Origin of the sequence: Streptomyces sp. yr375 (genome assembly GCF_900110755.1) — a bacterium.
Taxonomy (GTDB): domain Bacteria; phylum Actinomycetota; class Actinomycetes; order Streptomycetales; family Streptomycetaceae; genus Streptomyces.
The window spans coordinates 16,780-39,237 of record NZ_FOFF01000007.1 but is presented as its reverse complement, the minus strand read 5'-3'; the positions used below and the strand labels follow the sequence as shown (position 1 = coordinate 39,237).

Annotated in this window: 21 protein-coding genes; 12 read left to right on the top strand and 9 right to left on the bottom strand. The window is 69.9% G+C overall.

Annotated elements, in window-relative coordinates:
• Positions 1–27 precede the first annotated feature (27 nt).
• The 6 genes from BMZ82_RS09985 to BMZ82_RS09960 all read left to right on the top strand — a co-directional run bounded on the left by BMZ82_RS09985 (position 28) and on the right by BMZ82_RS09960 (position 5,203).
• Complete coding sequence (locus BMZ82_RS09985) at positions 28–657, top strand: hypothetical protein (protein WP_093773952.1); 630 nt, start codon at positions 28–30, stop codon at positions 655–657.
• A gap of 37 nt (positions 658–694) precedes the next feature.
• Complete coding sequence (locus BMZ82_RS09980; RefSeq protein WP_093773950.1) at positions 695–1,303, top strand: hypothetical protein; 609 nt, start codon at positions 695–697, stop codon at positions 1,301–1,303.
• The gene (locus BMZ82_RS09975) at positions 1,300–2,553 is read left to right on the top strand and encodes a hypothetical protein (RefSeq protein WP_093773948.1); all 1,254 of its coding nucleotides are present in this window, start codon (positions 1,300–1,302) and stop codon (positions 2,551–2,553) included. The genes BMZ82_RS09980 and BMZ82_RS09975 overlap by 4 nt, the downstream gene beginning before the upstream one ends.
• Before the next feature lie 7 nt (positions 2,554–2,560).
• Positions 2,561–3,274: a hypothetical protein gene (locus BMZ82_RS09970; RefSeq protein ID WP_256251837.1), complete on the top strand. Its 714-nt coding sequence runs from the start codon at positions 2,561–2,563 to the stop codon at positions 3,272–3,274.
• A gap of 133 nt (positions 3,275–3,407) precedes the next feature.
• Positions 3,408–4,889 (top strand): WhiB family transcriptional regulator, encoded by a 1,482-nt coding sequence (locus BMZ82_RS09965; RefSeq protein WP_093773946.1) that lies wholly within the window; start codon positions 3,408–3,410, stop codon positions 4,887–4,889.
• A 44-nt stretch (positions 4,890–4,933) separates the two neighbouring features.
• Entirely contained in the window at positions 4,934–5,203 is a 270-nt protein-coding gene (locus BMZ82_RS09960; protein WP_093773944.1) for a hypothetical protein, read from the top strand.
• An 80-nt stretch (positions 5,204–5,283) separates the two neighbouring features.
• Here the strand turns inward: BMZ82_RS09960 and BMZ82_RS09955 are convergent, their stop codons facing one another.
• Positions 5,284–5,574, bottom strand: coding sequence for a Uma2 family endonuclease (locus tag BMZ82_RS09955; RefSeq protein ID WP_371271186.1), 291 nt, complete (start codon positions 5,572–5,574; stop codon positions 5,284–5,286).
• Positions 5,575–5,790: 216 nt separating this feature from the next.
• On the bottom strand, positions 5,791–6,249 hold the full coding sequence (locus tag BMZ82_RS09950; protein WP_093773942.1) for an ATP-binding protein: 459 nt from the start codon (positions 6,247–6,249) through the stop codon (positions 5,791–5,793).
• Positions 6,250–6,468: 219 nt separating this feature from the next.
• Here BMZ82_RS09950 and BMZ82_RS09945 point away from each other — a divergent pair, with 219 nt between their 5' ends.
• Together BMZ82_RS09945 and BMZ82_RS09940 are read left to right on the top strand one after the other, a co-directional pair.
• Positions 6,469–7,350 (top strand): helix-turn-helix domain-containing protein, encoded by an 882-nt coding sequence (locus tag BMZ82_RS09945; protein ID WP_093773940.1) that lies wholly within the window; start codon positions 6,469–6,471, stop codon positions 7,348–7,350.
• A gap of 10 nt (positions 7,351–7,360) precedes the next feature.
• A complete protein-coding gene (locus BMZ82_RS09940) occupies positions 7,361–7,570 on the top strand; it encodes a DUF397 domain-containing protein (protein WP_093773938.1) in 210 nt (69 codons plus the stop codon).
• A 1,020-nt stretch (positions 7,571–8,590) separates the two neighbouring features.
• On the opposite strand, the gene BMZ82_RS42665 is transcribed toward BMZ82_RS09940, so the two are convergent.
• The 4 genes from BMZ82_RS42665 to BMZ82_RS40625 all read right to left on the bottom strand — a co-directional run bounded on the left by BMZ82_RS42665 (position 8,591) and on the right by BMZ82_RS40625 (position 14,420).
• The gene (locus BMZ82_RS42665) at positions 8,591–8,821 is read right to left on the bottom strand and encodes a DUF6406 domain-containing protein (protein ID WP_371271185.1); all 231 of its coding nucleotides are present in this window, start codon (positions 8,819–8,821) and stop codon (positions 8,591–8,593) included.
• Positions 8,822–8,850: 29 nt separating this feature from the next.
• A complete protein-coding gene (locus tag BMZ82_RS42510; protein ID WP_093773934.1) occupies positions 8,851–10,569 on the bottom strand; it encodes a C2 family cysteine protease in 1,719 nt (572 codons plus the stop codon).
• A complete protein-coding gene (locus BMZ82_RS09925; protein WP_093773932.1) occupies positions 10,566–13,397 on the bottom strand; it encodes an ATP-binding protein in 2,832 nt (943 codons plus the stop codon). The genes BMZ82_RS42510 and BMZ82_RS09925 overlap by 4 nt, the downstream gene beginning before the upstream one ends.
• Before the next feature lie 408 nt (positions 13,398–13,805).
• Positions 13,806–14,420 (bottom strand): hypothetical protein, encoded by a 615-nt coding sequence (locus BMZ82_RS40625; RefSeq protein WP_177244443.1) that lies wholly within the window; start codon positions 14,418–14,420, stop codon positions 13,806–13,808.
• Between BMZ82_RS40625 and BMZ82_RS09920 the strand changes: the two genes are divergently transcribed.
• Positions 14,415–15,275 carry a M48 family metalloprotease gene (locus tag BMZ82_RS09920; RefSeq protein WP_256251836.1) on the top strand — a complete coding sequence of 287 codons (861 nt, stop codon included), beginning with the start codon at positions 14,415–14,417 and terminating at the stop codon, positions 15,273–15,275. The genes BMZ82_RS40625 and BMZ82_RS09920 overlap by 6 nt on opposite strands.
• 19 nt (positions 15,276–15,294) lie before the next feature.
• Complete coding sequence (locus BMZ82_RS09915; RefSeq protein WP_093773930.1) at positions 15,295–17,457, top strand: proline-rich domain-containing protein; 2,163 nt, start codon at positions 15,295–15,297, stop codon at positions 17,455–17,457.
• Here BMZ82_RS09915 and BMZ82_RS09910 read toward each other — a convergent pair.
• A complete protein-coding gene (locus BMZ82_RS09910; protein WP_256251835.1) occupies positions 17,450–17,848 on the bottom strand; it encodes a hypothetical protein in 399 nt (132 codons plus the stop codon). The genes BMZ82_RS09915 and BMZ82_RS09910 overlap by 8 nt on opposite strands.
• Before the next feature lie 12 nt (positions 17,849–17,860).
• Between BMZ82_RS09910 and BMZ82_RS41665 the strand changes: the two genes are divergently transcribed.
• Complete coding sequence (locus tag BMZ82_RS41665) at positions 17,861–18,007, top strand: hypothetical protein (protein ID WP_256251834.1); 147 nt, start codon at positions 17,861–17,863, stop codon at positions 18,005–18,007.
• 110 nt (positions 18,008–18,117) lie between these two features.
• Positions 18,118–20,763: a hypothetical protein gene (locus tag BMZ82_RS09905; RefSeq protein WP_143098840.1), complete on the top strand. Its 2,646-nt coding sequence runs from the start codon at positions 18,118–18,120 to the stop codon at positions 20,761–20,763.
• 53 nt (positions 20,764–20,816) lie between these two features.
• On the opposite strand, the gene BMZ82_RS09900 is transcribed toward BMZ82_RS09905, so the two are convergent.
• Both BMZ82_RS09900 and dnaJ read right to left on the bottom strand, forming a co-directional pair.
• Positions 20,817–21,269 (bottom strand): heat shock protein transcriptional repressor HspR, encoded by a 453-nt coding sequence (locus BMZ82_RS09900; RefSeq protein ID WP_093774271.1) that lies wholly within the window; start codon positions 21,267–21,269, stop codon positions 20,817–20,819.
• A 5-nt stretch (positions 21,270–21,274) separates the two neighbouring features.
• A complete protein-coding gene (dnaJ, locus tag BMZ82_RS09895; protein ID WP_093773924.1) occupies positions 21,275–22,456 on the bottom strand; it encodes a molecular chaperone DnaJ in 1,182 nt (393 codons plus the stop codon).
• Between the last annotated feature and the right edge of the window lie 2 nt (positions 22,457–22,458).

Here is a 22,458-nt window from a genome sequence, read left to right as displayed (position 1 = left end):
GCCCCTCCCCCGCCAAGGAGCCACCCCATGCCCGCCCTGACCGCCGACCGCACCCCCGACCAACTGGTCGCGGAACTGGAGCGGCTCATCGGCGTGGACTGGCCCACGGTGTGGGCGGGCGTACCGGAGGACGAGGAACGACGCGAACTCTGGTTGGCGGGGTTCGGCTGGCGGCCGCTGTGGTTCCAGGGCGGTCTGCGCGTCCGTACGGCTCTGGGCGGCCGTCTGCACCTCGCCTCCGCCGCCCTCGGCGCCCCGGTGGCCCGCGTCGACCACACGGTGTGGTCGGCCCGGGCCCTGGACACGGGGGAGAACGCACACGTCACGGCCCTGGCGGAAGCCCACTGGTCCGCCTGTCTGACCGCCCTGCGCGGCCTGCTGGGAAACCCGACCTGGAACGGCTCCTGGGAGACACCCGGCTTCCCGGAACTGCCGGGCCCGGGAACACGGCCGGGAGCGGAGTGGCGCGCACAGCACCGGGACCCGCACGGCGTCGCGGTGTGGCGGTTCCGGGTGCCGCAGGCACCGGTCTTCGAGCTCAGGATGACGCTCGGCGCGAGTACCCGACGTGGCCCGGTGCCGGCCGATGCGAGGATCGGACTCGCCTGTCACGCCCCCTCCCCCGCGGAGTCCCCACGGCAGGCGCCGCGCGGATGAACCGGTGCCGTGCGGAACGCGAGGAAGGTGAAGAGCGATGACGACCCTCAAGATCGAGCGCAGCCCCGAGCAGTTCGCCGAGGAACTCAAGGGCCTTGAGCACGTGGACTGGCCGGCCGTCTGGGCGGGCCCGCCGAACCCCGGCCAGGCCCTGGACGACTGGTGCGCGCTGTTCGGCTGGAAGCCGACGTCGGCCGAGCGGGTGCTGACGGTGCGCAGTGTCACGGGCCAGCATTTCGGGCTCTACCCCGTGCGCGAGGCGGGCTGGGCTCCGGTCAAGCAGCTCAGTTGGACGAGCTGGGAGGTGTGGGCGCAGGACCCGTCCGAAAACGACGAGGTCCTGGCACAGTCGGCCGGGACATGGGCCTCGTACGTGGCGGCCGCACGTCCCGTGCTGGGTGAACCCGCCTTCGCCGGCTCCTGGGACGACCCCGCCTTCCCGGAACCGCCGCACGAGCGGCACTGGCTCATGCCCCTCGACCTCCGTCTGGAGGACATGGACCCCTACCGCATGGCGATGTGGCGGGAGAGCGACCCCGAGGGCCGCATCACCGTGCTGACCGTGAGCCTGGGACCCGCCATCGGACCCGGCGGGTACCGCAGCGCGCGCATCAATGTCGACTGCTATCCCCCGGAGCACCTGTGATCCAGGTACACGTGTCGGACCAGGTCCTCGACGACGCCCGCGGCCGCCAGCGGGAGGGCGAGGCCTCCCTGACCCCGGCCCAGGTCAAGCGGATCGCCAAGCGGCTGGGTGAGGGCATCAACGGTCTGCCTCCCGAGGAGTACCGGGAGCAACTCCGCGAACGGGTCAAGAAGTTCGCGCTCGCCCAGGACGTCGACCTTCCCACCCCGGACACCAGGTCGACCTTCTGGTCCTACCAGTTGGAAGACCACCCCGGTATCGACGCCAAAGCCGGGGAGGCGCTCTACAGCATGCACATGGCGGCCGCGTACACAGAGGCTCAGAACTCGATCACGCCGGACACCCTGCGGTACCTGGAGGGCACGCCCGGCGGAAAGACGCTGGGCGAACTCCACCTGTGGGATGCCCAGGTCCAGAACGCGCTGGGGCTGAACAAGGAAGCGGGTACGACCCTGGCCTACGACGCCTGGGGCGCCCTCTCCGAGAAGTACGCCGCCAAAACGGAGAACGAAGCCCTCTTCTTCATGGCCGAGCTCAACCCGAACACCGTCGCCTACCAGACGGAGTCCCGCCAGCTCCGCCAGGACGGCAAGCTCGACATCATCAACTTCATGTATCCGGCGCCGACGCAGAAGTACGCGGACCTCGCCCCGGAGACACAGGAGTTGCTGACCTCCCAGGCCGTCCGCGCACAGGTCCACACGTTCGCGTACGACGAGAAGGACCCCAAGTACACGCCGCTGACCAAGGCAGGCCACCTCGACCTGAAGCAACTGGCGGCACTCCCCACCCCCGAGGCCCAACGCGCCGCGGTCCTGGAGGTCTGCGCCCGCGTGGCGACCATGGACGGCCCCGCTCGCGCAGCCGACGTGGAGAAGCTCGTCGAGGAGATCAAGGTCCTGCGCCCGGACCACGAGGTGACGCTGCCCAGCGTCGAGGACCAGCAGTGGGCGGCCGAACTCCGCAACCCCGAAAAGGGCTCACCGGCGAGGCCGTTCCCCGTCGCCGTCAGCACCCACGGCCAGTACCTCCCGGGCGTCGAGGTGAACGCCAGGACGGCACCGGCTCGGGTCGAGTCGTCCACCGTCCCGGCATCGGAGGCAGCCACCGTGCGAACCCACGGCTTCCTGACCGGCGTCACCCCGCAGCCGAAGCCGGTCACCACGCTGGACAGGAACAACACTTCAGCGGCTCCCACTCAGGCCCCGCCCGCTCCCGAGCAGTCACGCGACCCCGGAATGGGAGTGTGACCCACCCATGAGCCGCACCCCGCGCACCAGCACCAGCACCAGCACCAGCACCAGCACGGGTACCGACGCCCCGAAGTCCCGCCCCGGCAAGCCGGGAAAGACTCCCGCCGCGACACCGCCCCGCCTCCGCCGCCTCCTCCACCAGGACAAGAACGACCCCTGGGCGGTCAAGCTCCTCCCCCGCATCGTCTTCGGCATCGCTGCCGCCTACACCCTGTTCACCCTGGCCTCTCAGAGCGGCTCGTCCTTCGTCGCGGTCGGGACCCTGATCGTCCTCGGCCTCGTCGTCTGGCTGCTCCGCCACCGCGTCCAGTTGCTGCTGGCCCTGGCCTCGACGACCGTCACCGCCGCCCTCACCGGCTATCTCTCGGCCGCGGGCGACGCGGCACGCTGGAACACGGGCACGGCCGTCAGCGGACAGGCGGTGTTCGGCTACTGGGCTCTCACCGGCATGGCCCTCCTCGGCGCATGGATGGTGAAGAACCACCCCGGCCGCCGCGGCATCACCGTCGTCCTCGCGGATGTGATCCTCGTCATCGCGTCCGTCGTAGGGATGTTCCTGCCGGAAGCGGGCGTACCGGTCGGATTCCTCGGCGTGATCACCGTCCTGGCGCTGCGCGGAGACCGCGTAAAAGCGGTGATGAGCCGCCTGACAGCCCGTCTCCGCCCGGCACTTGACCGCCGACGGCCCCGCAAAGCCACTGACCCGACGGACAGTTGAGGCCCATGTGAACGTTTCGTCTCGTCACTGTGCCAGATCGGTACATGCTTTGCAGATGCGTTGCACGGGCTTGACGGGTCGTTCTAGAGTCCCCTGCGATCAGGCTTCACCACGGGGGACTACACACATGCGTATGGCCAGCCATACGGTGCTGCACGCGCGGCCGACGCGCGGACCGGTACGGGGGCCGGGAGCCCACATACCGGAGGCCGCCCTGCCCTGCCAGCGCCGACCGGACGTCTTCCAGCACCCACTCCTGGAGACGTCGACGGACACCTCGGACATCCCGGACGCCTCGCCGGAACAGCGCCACCAGCACCTGGTCCTGCTACGCACCGCCCGCGACCTGTGCGCGTCCTGCCCGCTCTGGGCGGAATGCCTCCAGGACGCCGTCGCCCACGCCGAGCCCTACGGCTACGCGGCCGCGACCACCCCGGAAGACCGCCGCTGGATCCGCCGCGCACTCGCCGTCGGCGACCCGAACGGCAACCTGCCCACCCACGCGACAGAAGTCCCCGGCACCGGCGACACCTCCCGCCGCCTGCTCCGCCTACGCTCCCGTACGACCGACGCGGCCGCCCGCCACGCCGCCGAGCGAGGCCTGCCCGAACTGGAGCGGACACTGGACGCGTTCGACGCCCGCCAGGAACAACTGGCCACGCTACGTCGCGAGTTGCACGAGCACACCACCCCACAGCCCACGCACAGAAACTCTCACCCCCACCCCCACGCACACCCGGAAAGCAGGAGCGAGGACATGGCAGCGGCCGAGTCCGGGCAGCGGATCGCCTTCTCGTACGACGATCCCGCCCAGGCCGTACGACAGGCTCTGCTGGCCCCGTTGATCCGCTCCGCCCTGCCCACGCTCGACAGCCTGGAGCAGTTGGCCACGATGCTGGCAAGCGTGCCCGGCGGCGACATCGCCCCGGAACTACCGGACAACCTCCGCACCGCCCGCAAGGCGGTAGAGGCACTGACCCCGAACGCCGACCAGGCCCCCCACGCCCCCACCGAAGCAACCACGGCATCCACGGCCGTCACAGCCGCCACCCCCACCCCCACCAACCCCCTACGCACCCTGACGGGTTCGGTCTCCATCGAACTCGCCACCACCGACCCGGTGACAGCCCTACGCCGCGACTTCCTCGAACCCCTCCTCCACGAACTCGCCTCCTCCCTCGCCAACATCGAGAAGGTGACGACGATGCTGGCCGCGACCTCGGACGCCGACGAGGTCCACCTGGAGCCGATCCGCACCGCACTACAGGGCATCCGCGCCCGCCTCCCCCACCCGACCACCCCCCACGGACCCGCAGGCACGGGGACGAGCACCGGAACGGGCATGGGCATCGGAACGGGCACCCCCCTCCCCCCACCCCCCGCCACCCCCAGCATCCGATCCGCCGTGGAAACGGTCGCGGCGACCTTCCCCGGCCCCTTCTCCGCCCGCGACGTCCTGCGCGCACTCCCGCCCGGCGTCTACGGCGACCCCTCGAAGACGATCAGCAACGTCCTGTCCGCCCTGGTCAAGTCGGGCCGCCTGCAACGCCTGGCCCGAGGCACGTACGCTCGCACGGTGAACGTCCCCCAGCAGGACGAGGCACAGAGCGCCTGACCCGGACCCGAACCGGAACCGAGCCGGAAGGACCCCTGATCCCGATGACCGAACCGACGCAGCCACCCCCGTCCCCGTCCCCCGCCACGGCGGACGCCCAGGTGCACGTCTTCTCCCCCAACGCCGGCCTGATCGACGGCGTCCCGGTCACCGCCCCGCCCTACGGCGACATCCAGGACGTAGTCCTGTCGATCCTCCAACAACGCGCCCAACAACTGGGCGCCCCCACCCCCGCCACCATCACCGACAACCGCTACGGCGGCGCAATCCGCCTCCTCATCCACCCGGACGGGACGACGGAACAGCTCGGCTGAGCAGCTTCAGCTTCCGCCCCGCTTGGGCCCGGTGATCGCCTCACCGATCACGAATCCCTTGGCGGGGCCTTTGGGGACGATCACGTCGGTGCCGTAGGGGACACGTGGACGTCCTCCCAGTCGGCCTTGTCGGGCTGCGGCCCAGTGAACAGGGTGACGGCACCCTGGTCGTCGTAGTCGTCGATGAGGACGTAGACGGGAATCCCCGCGCGGGCGTACTCGCGGCGCTTACGGACGTGGTCGCGATCCTGGTTGCGCTTGCCTGGTGAGGCGACCTCCACGACAAACCGGACCGCTGCCGCGTCAACGCCGAGCCCATCCTCGTCCGCGTACGGCTCGAGATCCTCCGGAGCGACGAGAACATCGGGAATCCATCCCTTGCGCCGGAAGATGACATTGGTGTCCTGATACGCCGCGTACTCTCCCTGGCTCGATCATGGTCTCAGGCATGGTCTCGGGCCTCTCGTACGCAAGAGCGGTCATGGCGGCACCACCTCCCCAAGTGTGGGCTTGGCGTCCCTTGGGACACAAGCGACGCGATCACGGCAGGTACGGCAATGGGGCTGACCAGGGGAAATAAACCCGGTTCACCCGTTCGAGCGACGAAGAAACGATCTACCGCTCCCGCCCAACTCGAACCACACCCCCTTCGCATACCGCCCCGCCCTCTCATCGGCGACCCCCCACACATCCGCCATCTCCTCGACGAGCGCGAGCCCCCTTCCCCAACAGGCCACCGCCCCAGCCGCGGGGTACGCAACGACAGGCGGGTCGAGACTCTCGTCGAAGACGCTGACCCGCAGACCGGCCGGAGTCAGCCGGATACGGAGCATGGCGGTGCCCTTGGTGTGCAGGTGCACGTTCGTGACGAGTTCCGACGTGCAGAGGGCCGCGGGCATGACGAGGGGTTCGCAGTCGTGAGTGAAGAGAACGGCGCGGACGAAGTCCCGGCAGACGCGTGGCGAGGTGACGTCGGCCGGGGCAAACAGGCTGTATTCCCAAGCGAGTTGAGCTGGGCGGTGGGCGGCACGACGGGCAGGGTTCATAGGGGGGTGGCTCCTTTGCGTGCCCGGCGATGGCGTCGCCCACGGGGTGCGGGTGCTCTGTCGGCTTACGGGCAGGGGAGGTTGAATGGTTTCGGTGCGTGACTGATTCCACACCCAAGGTAGCTATATAGGTTTACAATTTTCAAGCTGATCACTCGGATCGATGGACGAACCCATCCGAACTGGAGAGACTTTGGGCGACCGGACGAGGAGTAACCCGTGGGACTGCGCACCACCATCACCGAACGCCAGCGACGACTTGGCTACGAACTCAAACAATTGCGCGAACATGCTGGATTGAGTGCTGGTGAGGCCGCCGAGCGGATCGGCATGGGCCGGGCCCAGCTGAGCCAGATCGAGACGGCGAAGACGACGATCCTTACGGAGCGACTCCACGAGCTGTGCCGTCTCTACGCATGCAAAGATGAGACGTACATCGAATCCCTTGTCGCCATGTCCGAGGCCACCGGCAAGGGCTGGTGGACCGCCCACAAGAAGCCCATGGAGCAGGGCCCACTGAACATGGCGGAACTGGAAGCAGGCGCCGTGGTCCTACGAGTGCACCAGCCGCTGCTCATCCCGGGCCTGTTCCAGACCGCAGACTACGCACGAGCCATCTTCGACACCCCCGGCCTGGGCTTCGAACGGACCGAGGAAGCCCTGGAGTTCCGTATGGAACGACAGCAGGTGCTCACCCGCGACGACCCGCCCGCCGTTCATGCCGTGATCCACGAGTCCGCCCTGCACATGCGGTTCGGTGGCACCGACGTACTACGCGGTCAGCTGCTTCGCCTCATCGAGCTGGCCCGGCTGCCCCATGTCACCGTGCAGATCTACCCGTTCACCTCGCGGGCCCATCCCGCCCTCTCCAACAACTTCGTACACGTCATCCCCGCCGTCGCCGAACTGGGCACCGTGGTGCTCGAACAATTCGGCAGCTTCCAGTACTTGGGCGACCGTGAAAGCCTGATCCAGTACGGGACCGCGTTCGAAAGCCTCACCGCGTACGCCCTGCCCCCTGTCGACGTATCGTTGGCCCCGGAAGCACACTCCGTGAAGGACTCGCTGGCCCTCATCCAGCACCTGCTCTACACCCTTTGAGGAGGCCCGGATGCCTGAGCAAGCCCGTTGGCAGAAGTCGTCGTTCAGCGGCGGCCCGCAGGGCGAGTGCCTCTACCTCGCCCCCACCCCCCAAGGAACGATCCGCCTCCGCGAGAGCGACACCCCAGACGTCATCCTGGCCACCACCCGGGAGGCCCTGACCGCCCTCCTGCGGCACGCCAAGCGACCGTCGGCACACAACGCACCGGCGACCGACTGACTCACCCCTCGTGATCCACTCTGATGCGTGAGTGAACCGCAGATCGACGAGTTCGACGAAACGTTTGTAGCCCTGTTCCAGCACGCGACGCCAGAGGCCGCAGCCAGGACCGCCGAGAAACTCGGGGCGGAGGCCCGGCTGTGTGTCCTGCGTCAGAAGTGGTATGCGCCGCCGGAGGGACTGGGCGACTGGGTCGCCGCGCACGGCGGGGCCGTCGAGGTACAAGCCCTCTACACGGCCTGGGGACTGAGCGCACGTCAGGCAGAACTCGTCGTCGGACGTGACGACATCCCGGCCGACCTCGACAACGCCTGGGTCGAGGCACTGGGCGACGGCCGGACGGCGGTGGCGTCGGCCGCGGTGGAGCAGCAGTGGCGAGCGACCCCCGCCGGACGCTTTCGGCCTCCCCGCGCCTTCGGGGCCGACACACCGCTGCCGGAGGTGGAGCAGAGAGTGCGCGCGAGGCTCGGCTCCGACGAGCGGGCCTGGGAGACCGCGTTCGATCTGCTGGCCGGCGGCTTCCCGGGCGACCTCCCGACGCTGCTCGACTCCGCCGTGCGGTACGACTCCGCCGTCACCGACCCGTGCGGCGACGTCGACCCGGGCGCCCACGTGAGCTGGCTGGCCCGGATCGCGGGCCCGGGACAACGACCGTGCGCCGAAGCGGGCGAAGAGGCGGGCGGGCAGATCGCCCGGGTCCCTGCGCCAGAGCCTGACCGCGGCTACGACGATCGCCGAAACGGGCCGATTCGACCTGCTGCAGTACGTCATCGACCACTGGCACATCCGCTACCCCTGGCGCGACCACCTCGTCGAACGAGAACTCTTCGAGGAGGCGATGAGCCTGCACTCGGCCGAGCCACTCACGACGAGGCTGGCCAAGCTGGGGTGATCCGAGCTTTGGGGGCGCGGGCCAACCCGCGGAAGCCCTCGTCCCCAGGGAATTCCCGGCTTCGCCACTCCACCACCTGGAGCCCCAGCCTCCTCGGCGGACTCTCGCCGCTACCGATGCTCTCTCGATTACTTGACCCGAGTGAGCACGACCGTCCAGTCTCCGGTCAGGGAATCGAGGTCCTCGATCCGGTCCAGCTTCCATTCCTGGTCCTGGATCGGGAAGACGTCGCCGGGCTCCAGGGAGTGGTCTGCCTCGGTGCCATCGACGACGACGACAAGGTCGACCAGCGGCGGCATACCGTCACGCTCGGAAAGATGCGTGACGAAGAATCGGGCAAATCCTTTGTTCGCCTGCATATTGCGCCAGAGCGCGATTTCCTGCACCGTCATTTTTTCTCCAAGGTGACATAATTCGGGAGGATGCTGTCTTTCAGTTGATCAAACGTCAGCGGTATCGGATCCCTGGCATTGTATGGATTCCTCAACTGAAACCGTCCCCTGTCGTCGATGCCGGTCAGTTCGTAAGCGTGACCATCGACGAGTTTGCCCGGCAACGGTGACTCACCTTTCTTGAGATGTCGCGTCCCGACGATGACCGGACATCCATCTGCAAGCTTTTCCCCAATATCCTCCCTGAACTGCGTCTTCGCGTTACGACCATTGTGATCATAATCGGTCGGAAGATCCCAGATCTGGGCAGGGATGCCCGTCAACTGCACAAGCAGCTCCGCTCGGTCACCGGACTTGGTCCCGACGTTCAACCGTGTGTATCCGGTGGACAGTTCACCCACTTGCGAGTGGGTGAACTGCCATTTTGCCCCCCGATCCTCGCTCCACGTCTGGTCGACCCCCGCGACGGCTTTCTCCAGGATCGGCGCCCACGCGGTTCCCGTATTCGTGGAATCAGCGAAAGCTGGAGTGTTGGGTATTTCACTGTAGACTGGCAGATCAGGGGTGACCGTCAATTTGACGATGGTGCCCGTCGGCTCGAACCGACCGATCCCCACACTCTTCGCCTCGTTGAGCGACACTTCGTAAGTGCCGTCCTCGTTCTCCTTGACACGATCCATGATGTCCTGTGGACGATGCTCGGCGACTGCCCCCAATGTCGCGATGACCCCGCAGTCTCCAAGGGCACCTTGCTGTGTCTGTTCCCGCCTGGGAACACCGTCGAAGAGTGGGGTACGTGTTCCGTCAGGCCTTTCCAGTGGGGTGCCGTAAGCGTCCGGTCCAAATTCCCTGCCGGGAAGGTGGAAGTCCGGCCTGTCGACCGTGTCCGATATTTCCCGCACCTGGTCGCCGCCACCGAATACGCTCTTCACCCGATCCAGGAATTGCCCGGTCACCGGCGTTTCATCAGCTTGGGCGACAAGGTCATCACTCGGCGACACGGAGCCAGCCACCGTGTCGGTTTCTCGGAGTTCCGCCAGATCCGGAGCTTCACCCCCGTCCGTCGACAGGTCATCCCCGTCACGGGCTTCAGGGGCGACGGGTTCGCTCCTTTGGTCCGGCTCCGTCTCCGCCGGCTCTTCGGGCAGCTCAGCCCCCTCGGACGCCACCTCGGATTCGCCCACGTCTTCGGACTCTTCGACCCCTTCGAACGCGTCAGGTTCGCCCGAGTCATCCGGCTCGTCCGAGTCCTCCGGCTCCTCTGGGGCCTCCGGCTCGTCTGAGGCCTCCGGCTCGTCTGAGGCCTCCGGTCCTTCCGGCTGATCAGAGTGTTCCGGTTCCTCGGGGTAGTCCGGCCCTTCCTTGCCTTCCGGCTGGTCTGGGCTTTCCAGTCCTTCCGGCCCTTCCGAGTCCTCCGGGTCGTCCGGCTCGTCCTGTCCTTCCGGCCCTTCCGAGTGCTCAGGATCGTCCGGGTCGTCCTGTCCTTCCGGCTCTTCCCAGCCATCCAGTACTTCCAAGCCATCCGAGCCGTCCAGCTCTCCCTGGTCGTTCAGCTCTTCCGGCTCTTCAACTCCCTCGGGCTCCTCCGGCTCCTCGGCCTCCCCCGGCTCCTCGGGCTCCCCGAAAACATCTCCGGAGTCCCCCTGCTCCGCGAGTGAGGGCACATCGTCGGTGACCGCATCCGGGCCGCTCTCAGCCGTATGCAGCTCGCTCATCCTGGAATCCCCTCAGGTCGGGCGGGTGCCATGGGCTTGCGGATCCGGCGCTCGAAGCAGCTCAGCGTCTGCCCGAACCGTTTGGTCCACGCCTCCGACTGATCCCCACACCCCACGATCTTCTCCAGCACCGACGGCTCATACCGCCCGTGGTAATACACCCGCGTCCGCGTCCCCTTGCGTGCCTTGAAGCGCGGCTCGCCCACCGGGCACGGATCCCGTCCGTCGAGCTGGGCCCGCATCGCCTCAGCCACGTGCTCGGAAAGCGCGCCCGGGTCCGCGGTCGCGCCCACGCGGCTGTGGACCGCCGCCTCCACCGCCTGGCCGATCGCGCAGTCCAGGAGGCGGCCGCCCCGATGGGGGTCCAGTTCGCGTCGCATCGCTTCGCCCGGGAGTGGTGTCGTCCAGCCCAGCAGGTGGGCCGCCACGGACATCTCCGCCCACAGTGTGATCCGGAGTTCGGACTGTTCCGTCAGGCGTTGTGCCCGGCGCAGGTCGCGCAGGGTGCATGGGGTGGCCGTCGAGCAGTCGGCGGCGCACGCGCGACTGCGCGGGCCGGTCATCCCGGCCGCCGACGCCGGCCGGATCGCCCCCGCGTCCTCGCGGTCCGTGCCGTCCCGCATGCGCACCAGCAGCGGGTAGTCCATGCCGTCCGTGAAGACGGCCGCCTCGCCCGGTCGCAGGGTGACCAGGTACTCGGACTGGGCCCGGGTGATGTTCATCGTCGCGCCGACCGCCTCGCGGTCGTCCTGCGCGGGCAGGCGGTGGACGACCTTCGCCGCCGTGTTCTTGATGACGTCGGGCAGCAGCTTGCTCGGGATCTGGTCCGCGATGACCAGCCCTTCGCCGTACGCCCGGATCTCGGCCAGCAGGCCCGCGAACATCTCCACCGCGTGGGCGCTCGCGCCGCCCTCCTCGGCGCGGCGCAGCAGGCGGTGCGCCTCCTCGAACACCGTCAAGTGGCGGAGAGGAAAGGACAGTTGGCGGGTGACCCGCTGCTCCATGCGTAGGTACTCGACGAGCCTGATGAGGATCGTGCCCATCAGGAACGCCTTGTCCTTGTCGTCGCCGACGTCCTCGATCTCGAAGACCACGTTGCGTTTCAGCAGCTCGCCGAAGTCCAGCGGGCGGCCGCCCTCCAGGAAGCGGCCCGTGGTGCCGAGCCGGAGGCTGGCCAGGCGGATCTTGATGAAGCCCTGGACGTTGTCGGCGACCTCCTTGCCGTAGCCGATGTCCAGGACGACCTGGAGGGCCGTGTGTTCCAGGTCCTCGAGGGTCGGGTAGCGGGGCTCGGTGCCCGCGAACGTCGGCTCGCCCAGGGTCAGGTCCCAGCCCAGGTCCTCGTAGCAGCGTGTCAGTGCGGCGCTCAGGACCTGCGGGAACGGTTCCTGCGGGTCGAACGAGGCCAGGAACAGGGCGCGCACCATGTCGAGGTGCGTCTGGAGCGGGAAGCGCTCGCCGCTCACGTAGGCGGACGGTTCCAGGGGGTTGAGGCCGGCCGGGAGCGACTCCGGGTCCCCCGGCTTGATCACCACAACCTCGGCCGTGTCCCCGAGCCGCGCCGACATGAAGCGGTACTCGGCCTTGGCCGGCTCCACGACCAGCCACGGGATGCCCGCGTGCGTCGCCGACTCCAGCAGCCCGCGCACGGTCTGCGACTTGCCGCCGCCGGTCGCCCCGCACACGAACGTGTGCCGGTTGAGGGTGGAACGGGTCAGGTCGAGGTCGCCGACGGGGCTGCGGTTGCGGTCGAGCACCGAGCCGAGCCGGACCGGAGCGGCCCCGGGCGGCGCCGGACGCCCCGCGGTCTCCGGGGTGACGTCGAACTCCGGGCGCAGGGCGAACCGTACGCCGGGGATCTCCTGGGCCGGGGGCCGGGCGAGGGCCGCCAGGAGGTCGGAACCTCCGTGGAAGGGGTACGCCTCGGGCGCGGGCAGGACACCGCCCAGGGCCGTGGGCAGGTCACCGACCCGCCCGGTCGGGCGCAGCGCGTACGGCAGTCCCTCCAGGTCCGCCGACGCGCACAGCAGCGCCGCCACCCGGGTCGCCTCCTCGGGCGTACGGCCGCCGGCCAGCAGCCGTATCCGCCACAGCCCGGTGGCCGACGCCTTGGCCAACTCCTTGTGCCGGCGCTCCAGCCGGGCCGCGGCGATGGCGTACTCGGGCGATCCCTCCGCCTTGGCCTGCGCCCTGCGCCGCTCGTCGGCCACGTCACCGGTGAGTTCGTCGAGTTCCGCGGCCGGTACCGGTTCGGCGAACACCAGCCAGGCGAACGGCTCTTGCCACACCCCGAGGAGGCAGTCCTCCAGGGTGGGCCGCTGGAGAGCCGTTCCCGCCGTGCTCGCCGCGCTCCCGGGCCTGGACTCGTCTTCGACCAGCAGGCCGTCTGTCACTCCGGCGACCGCGCTCCAGCAGGGGAAAGAGGCCATCAGGGCGGCGGCCGTACCCGTCGGCTGCCGCTGTCCCCGCGCGCCCGCGGGCAGCCGCAGCAGGGACGTCGTCCCGCCGGCGTCGTCCGTACGGCCGCCCAGCAGGGCACCGCCACCGACCAGGACGTCGAGGGGGCCGTCGGCCGCCCGGCGCGCCCAGCCGACCAGCACCGCGCCGCCCGTCGGGTCGTGCGGGTGCGGTGCGTGGTGGGCGGAGACCAGGGCGGCGAGGCGTTGCGCCCGCAGCCCGTCCTCGCTGCCGACGGGCCGGTCATCGGACGGCCGCTGCCGCGGCACCTCGCGCAGCAGCGCGGCCTCCAGGCTCGCGAACCGCTGCCACGTGCCGCTACCGCTACTGCTGCCGTTGCTGCTGCCGCCGCCAAGTGGACTGTCCGTCATATGCGTTCGGCCCATTCGACCCGTGCGGCGGCCGGTACGCCGCGTTCCCGCCGCTGCTCGGCGAGTTCGCTCTGGGGAATGTGGGCAGGCTCGTGCGCGAGCGGTGTGGTGGGCAACGTCTCCCCCGTTGTCGATCTTGCGGCACCACCCTAGAGGCAGGGGCGAACACGGCCAAGCCTTGCAACTGTGACGTCGCTCGTGACGTCGCTCGTGACGTCGCTTTCCGCGTTACCAGGTGGACTTGGGATGTCGGTTCAGGCACCATGTGTCGGCTGCTGATCAATGACTGACATCCGCTTCGGCGGACACGGGGGCGAGTTCAATCATCAGAGGCGTCTCTTCTGCCGCCCTCGGGACGGTCATTTCTCACCTGTCCACATTTGGGTGCCTTCACCGCGCCCATCTCCCTCAGGGCGAACTCATATGACCCATCCCGTTGACCCTCGCCAGCCGCAGGACCCGTACGGGTACGGCGGCCCAGGCCACCCCGCCGGCCAGCCCGGCCCACCGCAGAACCCGGCCTACCCGCCGGGCCCACCCGTACCGCCGGGCCAGCCCGGCCAGCCCGGCCAGCCCGGCCAGCCTCAGCAAGCCCCGTACCAGGCCGCGCCCCCTCAGCAGCAGCCGTACCAGCAGCCGCCCTACCAGGCCGCGCCGCCACCCCAGCCGCCGTACCAGCAGCAGCCGTACCAACCCCCCACCCAGCCGCCCCAGTTCGCGCCCGGACAGCAGCCGCAGTACGCGCCGGGGCAAGCGCCGGGACAGCCTCCGTACGGGCAGCAGCCGCCGCCCTACGGACAACAGCCGCCTTACGGACAGCAGTCGCCCTACGGCCAGCAGCCGCCCTACGGTCAACAGCCCCCGTACGCCCAGCAGTCGCCGCAGCAGTCGTTCGCGCCGCAGCAGCAGTACCCGCAGCAACCGCCGCCGCAGGCACCGCAGTTGTCGTACCCCGAGCAGCAGCCGCAGCAGTACGCGCCGGCCGCCCCGTACGCCGCCGCGCCCGGCACTCCGCAGGTGCACCGCGGCGCCGACTCCACGTCGGTGACCAGGCTGCTGCTCAACGTGCCGCTGTTCCTGGGCAGTCTGCTGGTGATCTGGCTGATCTCACGGGCGCTGCCGAGCGGTCTGGACATCGCGTTCATCGTCGCCTGGCTGGCCTCGGGCGCCCTGATCTTCCACCGGCCGACCGAACGCGGCCTCGCCCGGCTGCTGTTCAAGATGCGTCCGCCCACCGGTGCCGAACTGGCCGTGCTCCAGCCGATCTGGGACGACGTCACCGGCCGCGCCGGGATCGACGGCACGAAATACGCGCTGTGGATGCAGGACACCGACGGGCTCAACGCCTCCGCCGCCGCCGGGCACATCGTCGGCGTGACGCGCGGAGCGATGCGGCAGGAGCCCCAGCAGCTGGCGGCCGTGCTCGCCCACGAGCTGGGGCATCACGTCGGCGGCCACGCCTGGGCCCTCCTGCTCGGCATCTGGTACGCCGTACCGGTCCGGATGTTCATGACCGTCGTGAAGTTCGTGACGCGTTTCCTCTTCTACTTCACCGCCGAGCTCTCCTGCCTGGCGGCCGGCATCTTCGTCGTGGTCTTCGGCTCCCTCGCCGTCGCGACCCTCCTCACCTTCCCGCCCGCCCTCGCCCTCTACGCGATCCCGTTCCTGCTCGCCTGGGCCGGACGGCAGGGCGAGCTGCGCGCCGACCGGTTCGCCGGACAGCTCGGGTACGGGCCGCTGCTGATCTCCCTCTTCACGGCCTTGCAGGCGGAGGGCTATGACGACGAGGCCCGCAAGGAGGGCCCGATCGCACGGCTCATGTCCTCGCATCCGCCGTTCCACCAGCGCATCCGCGCGCTCGAGACCTTCGTCGCCTGACCGGCCGGGAGCCTCACCCATGACTGTCGAAAGCACCGAGGCCGGACAGCTCGGCCGCTACCTGCGCCTCTTCGATCCCGGCCAGCGTCTCGGCTGGATCTACCGCGACCCCGAGTCGCTGCGCCGGCCGTTCACCGAGCCCGAACCGCAGCGGGAGCAGGTGGCGGTCGGGTACGAGAACCGTGCGGCGGCCGCCCGGCTCGACCACGAGGACCGGCGCCGCTCCGCCCTCAGGATCGGCGGCGGTGTCGCGGCGGTCTGCTTCCTGCTCAGCTACTTCGTCGGCGCCGTGATGGTCGTCCTCGGCGTGGTCGCCGTCGTCGTCGGACTGGCCCGCATGGCGCTGGCCGCGCGGCAGGTCAGCTCCGCCGGCGGGGCGCTCGCGGCCGAACAGGGGTCCCTGGAGCAGCGGTTCCAGTCCTCCTGGCAGATGTGGCACCAGCATCGGCAGTACCACGAGAGCCAGCAGGAGCAGTGGGTCCGCGGCCTCGACGCCTGGGGCACGCTGCCGATCGGCCCCGACACACGACGCCTTGACGTCTTCGGCGGCAGCCAGCGCGGGCGCGAGGGCTTCCTCACCGTGCTCGGCACCTCCACACTCCAGGAGCGGCCGGTCATCGTGGTCGACCTGACCCAGGCCCTGGTGTGCCGGGAGCTGTCCGTCCTCGCCGAGGCCGCCGGAGTACCCGTCGACGTGCAGGTGCTGCCCAGTCGTATGGCGGAGAGCAGCATCGTCGGCGGACTGGCGCCGCACGAGCTGGTGCACGCGCTGGTCGAGGCGGTGCACGGGGACAACCCCGAGGCGGGCCGCGCCGAGCGGGCCGTCGACACCCGCATCCTCACCCAACTGTGCGGCGCGCTCGGCGAAGACGTCTCCCTGGCCCGGCTGGGCGCGGGGCTGCGGGTCCTGATGGGCGAGGCGGACGACACCGGGTGCCTGAGCCGCGACGAACGCAACCGGATCGCGGACGACCTGCTCAATGACAAGAACAAGGACCAGGTACGCGACAGCCTCTTCCGTCTGGTGTCCTTCGTGCACCCGCTGGAGCGGCTGGGCACCGCCCGCGAGGGACGCGGCCCCGGCTATCTCACCTGCCTCGCCCTGGACTTCGGCGCGGGCTCGGCGAGCACGGAGCTGCTGGCCGACCTGGCCGTGCAGAGCGTGATGCGGCGACTGTCGTCCTTCCAGGAGACCGCGCCGTCCGTCCTGGTCGCCCTCGGCGAACAGGGCCTGCAACGACGCCACCTCGAACAGTTGGCGCAGGTCTGCGAACGCCGAGGCTCCCAACTGGTGCTGATGCACCCGCACTTGAGGGACGCGGCGGAGCAGATGATCGGCGGCGGCACGGTCGCCTTCATGAAGCTCGGCAACCACCAGGAGGCCCGTGTCGCGGCGGACTTCATCGGCCGCGAGCACTCCTTCGTCCTGCACTCCCTGACGGACACCGAGGGCAGGACCGTCAACACCTCCGTCGCCAAGACGATCGGCTCGTCGGTCAGCAGGGGGACGACCCACAGCGCGTCCGTCACCCGCGGCACCAACTGGGGCAGCAGCAGCTCGTCCAGCTACCAGGGCGGCGCGAACCCGTTCTCGTCGTCCTCCTCCACCAGCTCCGGCGGCAGCTACAGCGAGACGACCGGCACCTCCACCAGCGTCACGTACAGCACCAACGAGTCCACGACGCACACCACCGGCGACAGCGACAGCACCAGCCTGGCGACCGGCCGACAGCGCGTCTACGAGTACGTTCTCGAACCCACGCAACTCCAGGCACTCGCCGAGTTCAGCCTCCTGGTCGTGGAACGCCGGACCGGCGGCTCGGTCCTGGTACACCCGGTGGACTGCAACCCCAACATCGTCTTCCTCGACCGGGTGAGCATGACCCCCCTCCCCCACTTCGACCCGGCACCGACACCACAACTCCCCGCACCGCAACACCCGTACCCCGAGGCTCCCCAACAGCCGTACGCCCCCACGCCACCCCAGCAGCCGTACGCACCCGCTGCTGCCCAACAGGGGTACCCGCCGGCTTCCCACCAGCCCTACGCCCCCGGCGTCCAGCCCACCGCACCCCAGCAACCGCACTGGCCGTCCCAGGACCACCCGCAACAGCCGGGCGGCGGCTGGACCCAGGGCCCACCCCCGAACTGGCCCGGCCAGCAGCCGGGCGGCTTCAGGTGACCGGCGGCAGCCCACCGCCGGGCGAAGGGCTGACCTCGTCGATGTCTGCGAGGATCTGACGCGTGAGGCGGAGCTCGATCTCAAGAATGTCGCGACGGAACTTTCCCGGATCCCTTTCGTAGCGGGCCTTGCCCACCTCGGAAGTGAAAGCCGATGCGGGAACCGCGTCCTGGCCCGGAGGAATGAACTTCTGGACCTCCTCGATGGCGGCCACCGCGTAGGCCATCGCGCCACGGTGCCTGTGGTGCTCGGACTCGGGTGAGTTCAGCATCTCCAGTCCGGCACGGCGGGAGACGTCGGACGCGACCGCCGCGAACTCACCGGGATCAATGATCTCGGAAGGCTCGGGGCCGCCGAAGGCGGGCGGCGGCGGGGGGATCTCCGCCGCCATCAGGAAAGTGAAGTGCCGGTTGCGGCCGCACTGCGCGCACGGGCCCTCATACACGGCGACGAGGTCGTCACCGTGCTGCTCCAGGCGGTGCCGGCGGTCGAAGTCGGAGCTCCCGCACTCGCATGGGTGCAGGTCCATGTACAGGTGCGCTTCAAGTGAGGAACGGGCTCTCAACATGGCATGATCCTAAAGTCTGTTGTGCGGTGTGCATATGTACGGAGCCTGGGGGAGGGCGTCACGTGGACACATCGGCCGATCCTCGGATGGTCATGAGCACCTTGCAGCCGGACGCACCCGCGCGGCAGGCAGAGCTCGTGTCGACCGCGAGGCGGGACATGGGTGCGGTGGCCGCCGCCGTCCTGGGAGACAGACTGGTCTCCCTTGATCCGGCTGAGGCCGACGACGGGCGCCAGTATTTCGTGCTGCGGGACAGCCAGGGGAAGTCCGCGCAGATCTGGGTCGACGCCATTCCGCTGGAGACGGGGGCGATTGCCGACACGGCGACGAACACGGCCTCGCAGAACTACGTCATCCGCGTATCCGACCGTCTTCCGACCGAGATGCTGGGACGGGTCCTCGCACACGAACTCGGGGAACTCACCGCCGTACGCGAGCGCGCGGCCGACGGCTTGATTCCCGTCCGGGAAGACCTTCTGCGGGGAGGAGCCGAGCTCCCGGCGGACCGCCGACTGTCCAGCGCGGACCTGGGGCGCGTAGGGGAGCTCAACTGGCTCGCGCACCAAAGCAATGACACCGCTCTGTCCCCGCGACAGCAGGCGGAGGCGCGTGCGGAGTTCTCCGCGCTGCTCGACCCCTACGGGATCCGGCCCACCGTCGCCATGAGCGACGAGGCGGCCTTCCACGCTCAGGAGAGAGCGGCACGCGTCCGCCACCGGGTGGCGTTCGAATCCCTCTCCACTGATTCCGTGAGCCTGCTCGCCACCCTCGCCCACCCCATAGAACACCTCCCCCCACCCGACGCCACCGCCCTCCAGGCCTCCCGCGACGCCGCGCTCCGCGCAGAGCGCCAGGTGGAGGCGTTCGTCGCCGAGCGGGACGTCAGCATGCCGCTTCCCGGTTACGACCAGAACGGGCTGCCGCTCCCCCGCGATCAGTTGGAACCCGCCGCCGAGCGGTGGGCGGAGTACCGTGCGCAGGTCAGTGAGCGCACCGCGGCGGCGTTGGAGGGGCAGCTCGCCGGTGGGCAGCTCCCGTTGCGGAAGGTCGTGATCGGCGGCGGGGCGAGCCTCGCCGGGCGTGATCCGCAGGCCCTGCTGGTGGACGGGGCCGGCCGCTGGCATCTGGACCCCGGGAACGGGATCGTGCAGTCCGCGGACCAGGACCGCGACCTCGCGCAGTGGATGGGCGTCGATCCCTACACGGCGGTCGAAGACCCCCGGGACCGGGTGTCCATCCACGCCGTACGGATCTGGGAGGACCAACTCGCCACCCAGGGCGACGTGGTGAACGGCCGCGCCCGTCTGCACCTCGGCAACGACGGTGAACTCCTCGCCGAGGTAAGGAAGTTCGACCAGGACGGCAAGGAGAGCGCGGCCCCGCTGTGGGTGGCGTGCGACGGGACGCCGAGCGTCGCGACCGGCCTCACGCCGGACGTCGTACCGGGAATGCCGCGCGGCGCGACCGGCGTCGAGAGCCGCAGCGAGGCCGTGCGGCTGATCGGTGACCGGCTGCGGGAGCTGGCGGGGAACGGCGTCCCCGGGGCGAGAGAGATGCGGGCCTGGCTGACCCAGGCCGAGCGGGCCGGCGCGGACACCCAGGCCGTGCTCGGCGCGCTGGAGTCGTCAGCGCTGAAGGACGCGCTGACCGCCGGCCTGGACACCGATGCCGCCGCCCGCATGGGCAACTGCTTCACCGCCCTCGACTCGACGCGGAAGTGGGAGGCGGCGCGTGAGGCCGCGCCGGGACGGGCGCTGCTGGGCGACGAGGTCGCCGAGAACCGTTTCGACCCGCGTGCCGCCCAGCACTGGATCATCGCCGGGTCCGGCGGCACCGGAGTCGCCAACGCCGAGATCATCCTGCGGGAGAATCCCGACGCAGCCGTCACGATCGTCGGCTCGAGCCCGCCGGCCGCGCTCCAGCACCAGGTCCAGTACCCGGCGATGCTCGCCGAGTACGCCACGGGCGACAACCCGCGGCTGACGATCGTCAAGGCGCAGGTGGGCGCGATCGAGACCTACCGGCACGAGAGCGGACAGACCTGGTTCCAGGCCGACTACGTGGACCAGAACGGGGAACAGGCAACGGCCAGAGCCGACGGCTACGTCACCAGCCTCGGCCGCACCAACCCGCTCCCGCCCGCCCTCCAGGACCTCGCGAACGAGGTGCGCGACCATGGCGGCGAGATCTCCGGGGACCTGCTCTTCGACAAGGACGACCAGTACATCGGCTACGGCCTCACCTTCGCCGTGGACGGCCGGGAACACCGCGTCGACGTGGACGGCGCCGCCTCCTGGCAGCTACCGCGCGAGATCTTCGCCCCGGAGACGGGAATCCAGGCCGACCTGAACCAGATGGGCCTGCGCGGACTGCCGTCCGAGACCGGCAACGCGGCCCCCGGCTTCTCCCCGATCGCCCGCCAGAGCGCCCTGCGCGCACGCGCCGTCGCGGCGGCAGCGGCAGGCGACCCCGAAGCCGTACGACGCACCTCGACCATCCCGGAACGCTGGCAGCGCCCGGACCTGGACCCGAAGGCCGTCACCAGAACCCCGACCCCCGCCACACCCTCCACCCCACGTGTCGCCGGTATCGCCGGTATCGCCGGTTCACACCTGTGGGAGACCGGCATGCCCCAAGACCGCGTCAACCGCCCGCCCGCCCCCGCGCCCATCCAGCAACCGCAGCAACAGCCCCCGGGCCACGAGCGCCCCGCCCCAGGCGTCGGCATGGGCGACTGACCGCCGGCCCCTACACCTCAGCCGGATCAGTCAGCTCAGCCCGATCAATCCGCTCAGTCCGACGACTGCTGCCGCTTGGGCCGCCAGACCACCAGCGCGCTGGTCTGCTGCACCTCCTGGTACGGCACCAGATCCCGCCGGTACGACGCGTGCACCGCCGCTTCCCGCTGCTGCATCGCCGTCGCCGCGCCGTCCAGCGCGGCCTCCATCTCGGCGACCCGGGACTGCAGTGCGGCCACCTGGTTCTCGAGCTCGATGATCCGCTTGATGCCGGCCAGGTTGATGCCCTCGTCCTGGGACAGCGCCTGCACCGTGCGGAGCAGGTCGATGTCGCGGGCCGAGTAGCGGCGCCCCCGGCCGGCGGTGCGGTCGGGGGAGACGAGGCCCAGGCGGTCGTACTGGCGCAGGGTCTGCGGGTGCAGGCCGGAGAGCTGGGCCGCCACCGAGATGACGTAGACCGGGGTCTCCTCGGTCAGTTCGTACGGGTTGCGACGACGGCCGTCCATCACGCTCAAGCTCCCTTCGCGGCCTCGAACAGCTCGGCCCGCGGGTCCTCACCCGCGGTCGCCTCGCGATACGCCTCCAGTGCGTCACGAGCCTCCCCCGACAGGTCCTTCGGCACACTCACCTCGACGGTGACCAGCAGGTCGCCGCGGGTGCCGTCCTTACGGAACGCGCCCTTGCCCCGCGCCCGCATGGTGCGGCCATTGGGGGTGCCGGGCGGCAGCTTCAGGGTCAGGGACGGTCCACCGAGCGTGGGCACCTTGACCTCGCCGCCGAGGGCCGCCTCCGTGAACGTCACCGGCACGGTCACCGTCAGGTTGTCGTCCCGGCGGCCGAACACGGGGTGCGGATCGACGTGTACGACGACGTACAGATCGCCGGACGGGCCGCCCCGCTCGCCCGGCGCGCCCTTGCCCCGCAGCCGGATGCGCTGGCTGTCCGTGACCCCGGCCGGGATGCGGACCTGCATGGTGCGGGACGACTTGGCGCGCCCGCTGCCCTTGCAGTCCAGGCAGGGGTGCTCGGCGATCAGGCCGCGGCCCTTGCAGTCCGGGCAGGGGTCGGTCAGCGAGAAGCCGCCGCCCGAGCCCCGCGCGACCTGGCCGGTGCCGACGCAGGTCGGGCACACGCGCGGCGTGCCGTTCTTGTCGCCGGTGCCCGAACACGCCTTGCAGGGGGCCTGCGAGGACATCCGCAGCGGGACCGTCGCGCCCTCGATGGCCTCCGTGAACGTCAGGGTGACCTCGGTGTCGATGTCCTGGCCGCGCCGGGGCTGGGTACGGGTCGTGCCCGGACCGCCGCGGTTGAACAGGCCGCCGAACACGTCCCCGATGCCGCCGCCGAAGCCGCCGGGCGCCCCGCCGCCGCCCTGGGGGCCGCCGCCGAAGAGGTCGCCCAGGTCGAAGTTGAAGTTGCCGCCGCCCGCGCCGGGCCCCGGACGGAAGCCGCCGTTGCCGAAGAGGGCGCGTGCCTCGTCGTACTCCTTGCGCTTCTTGGGGTCACCGAGGATGTCGTTCGCCTCGGAGATCTCCTTGAAGCGCTCCTCCGCCTTGGCGTTGCCCTTGTTGGCGTCCGGGTGGTACTCGCGGGCGAGTTTCCGGTACGCCTTCTTGATCTCCGCCTCGGTGGCGTCCTTGGGGACGCCGAGGACCTTGTAGAAGTCCTTCTCGATGAAGTCCTTGGTGCTCATCC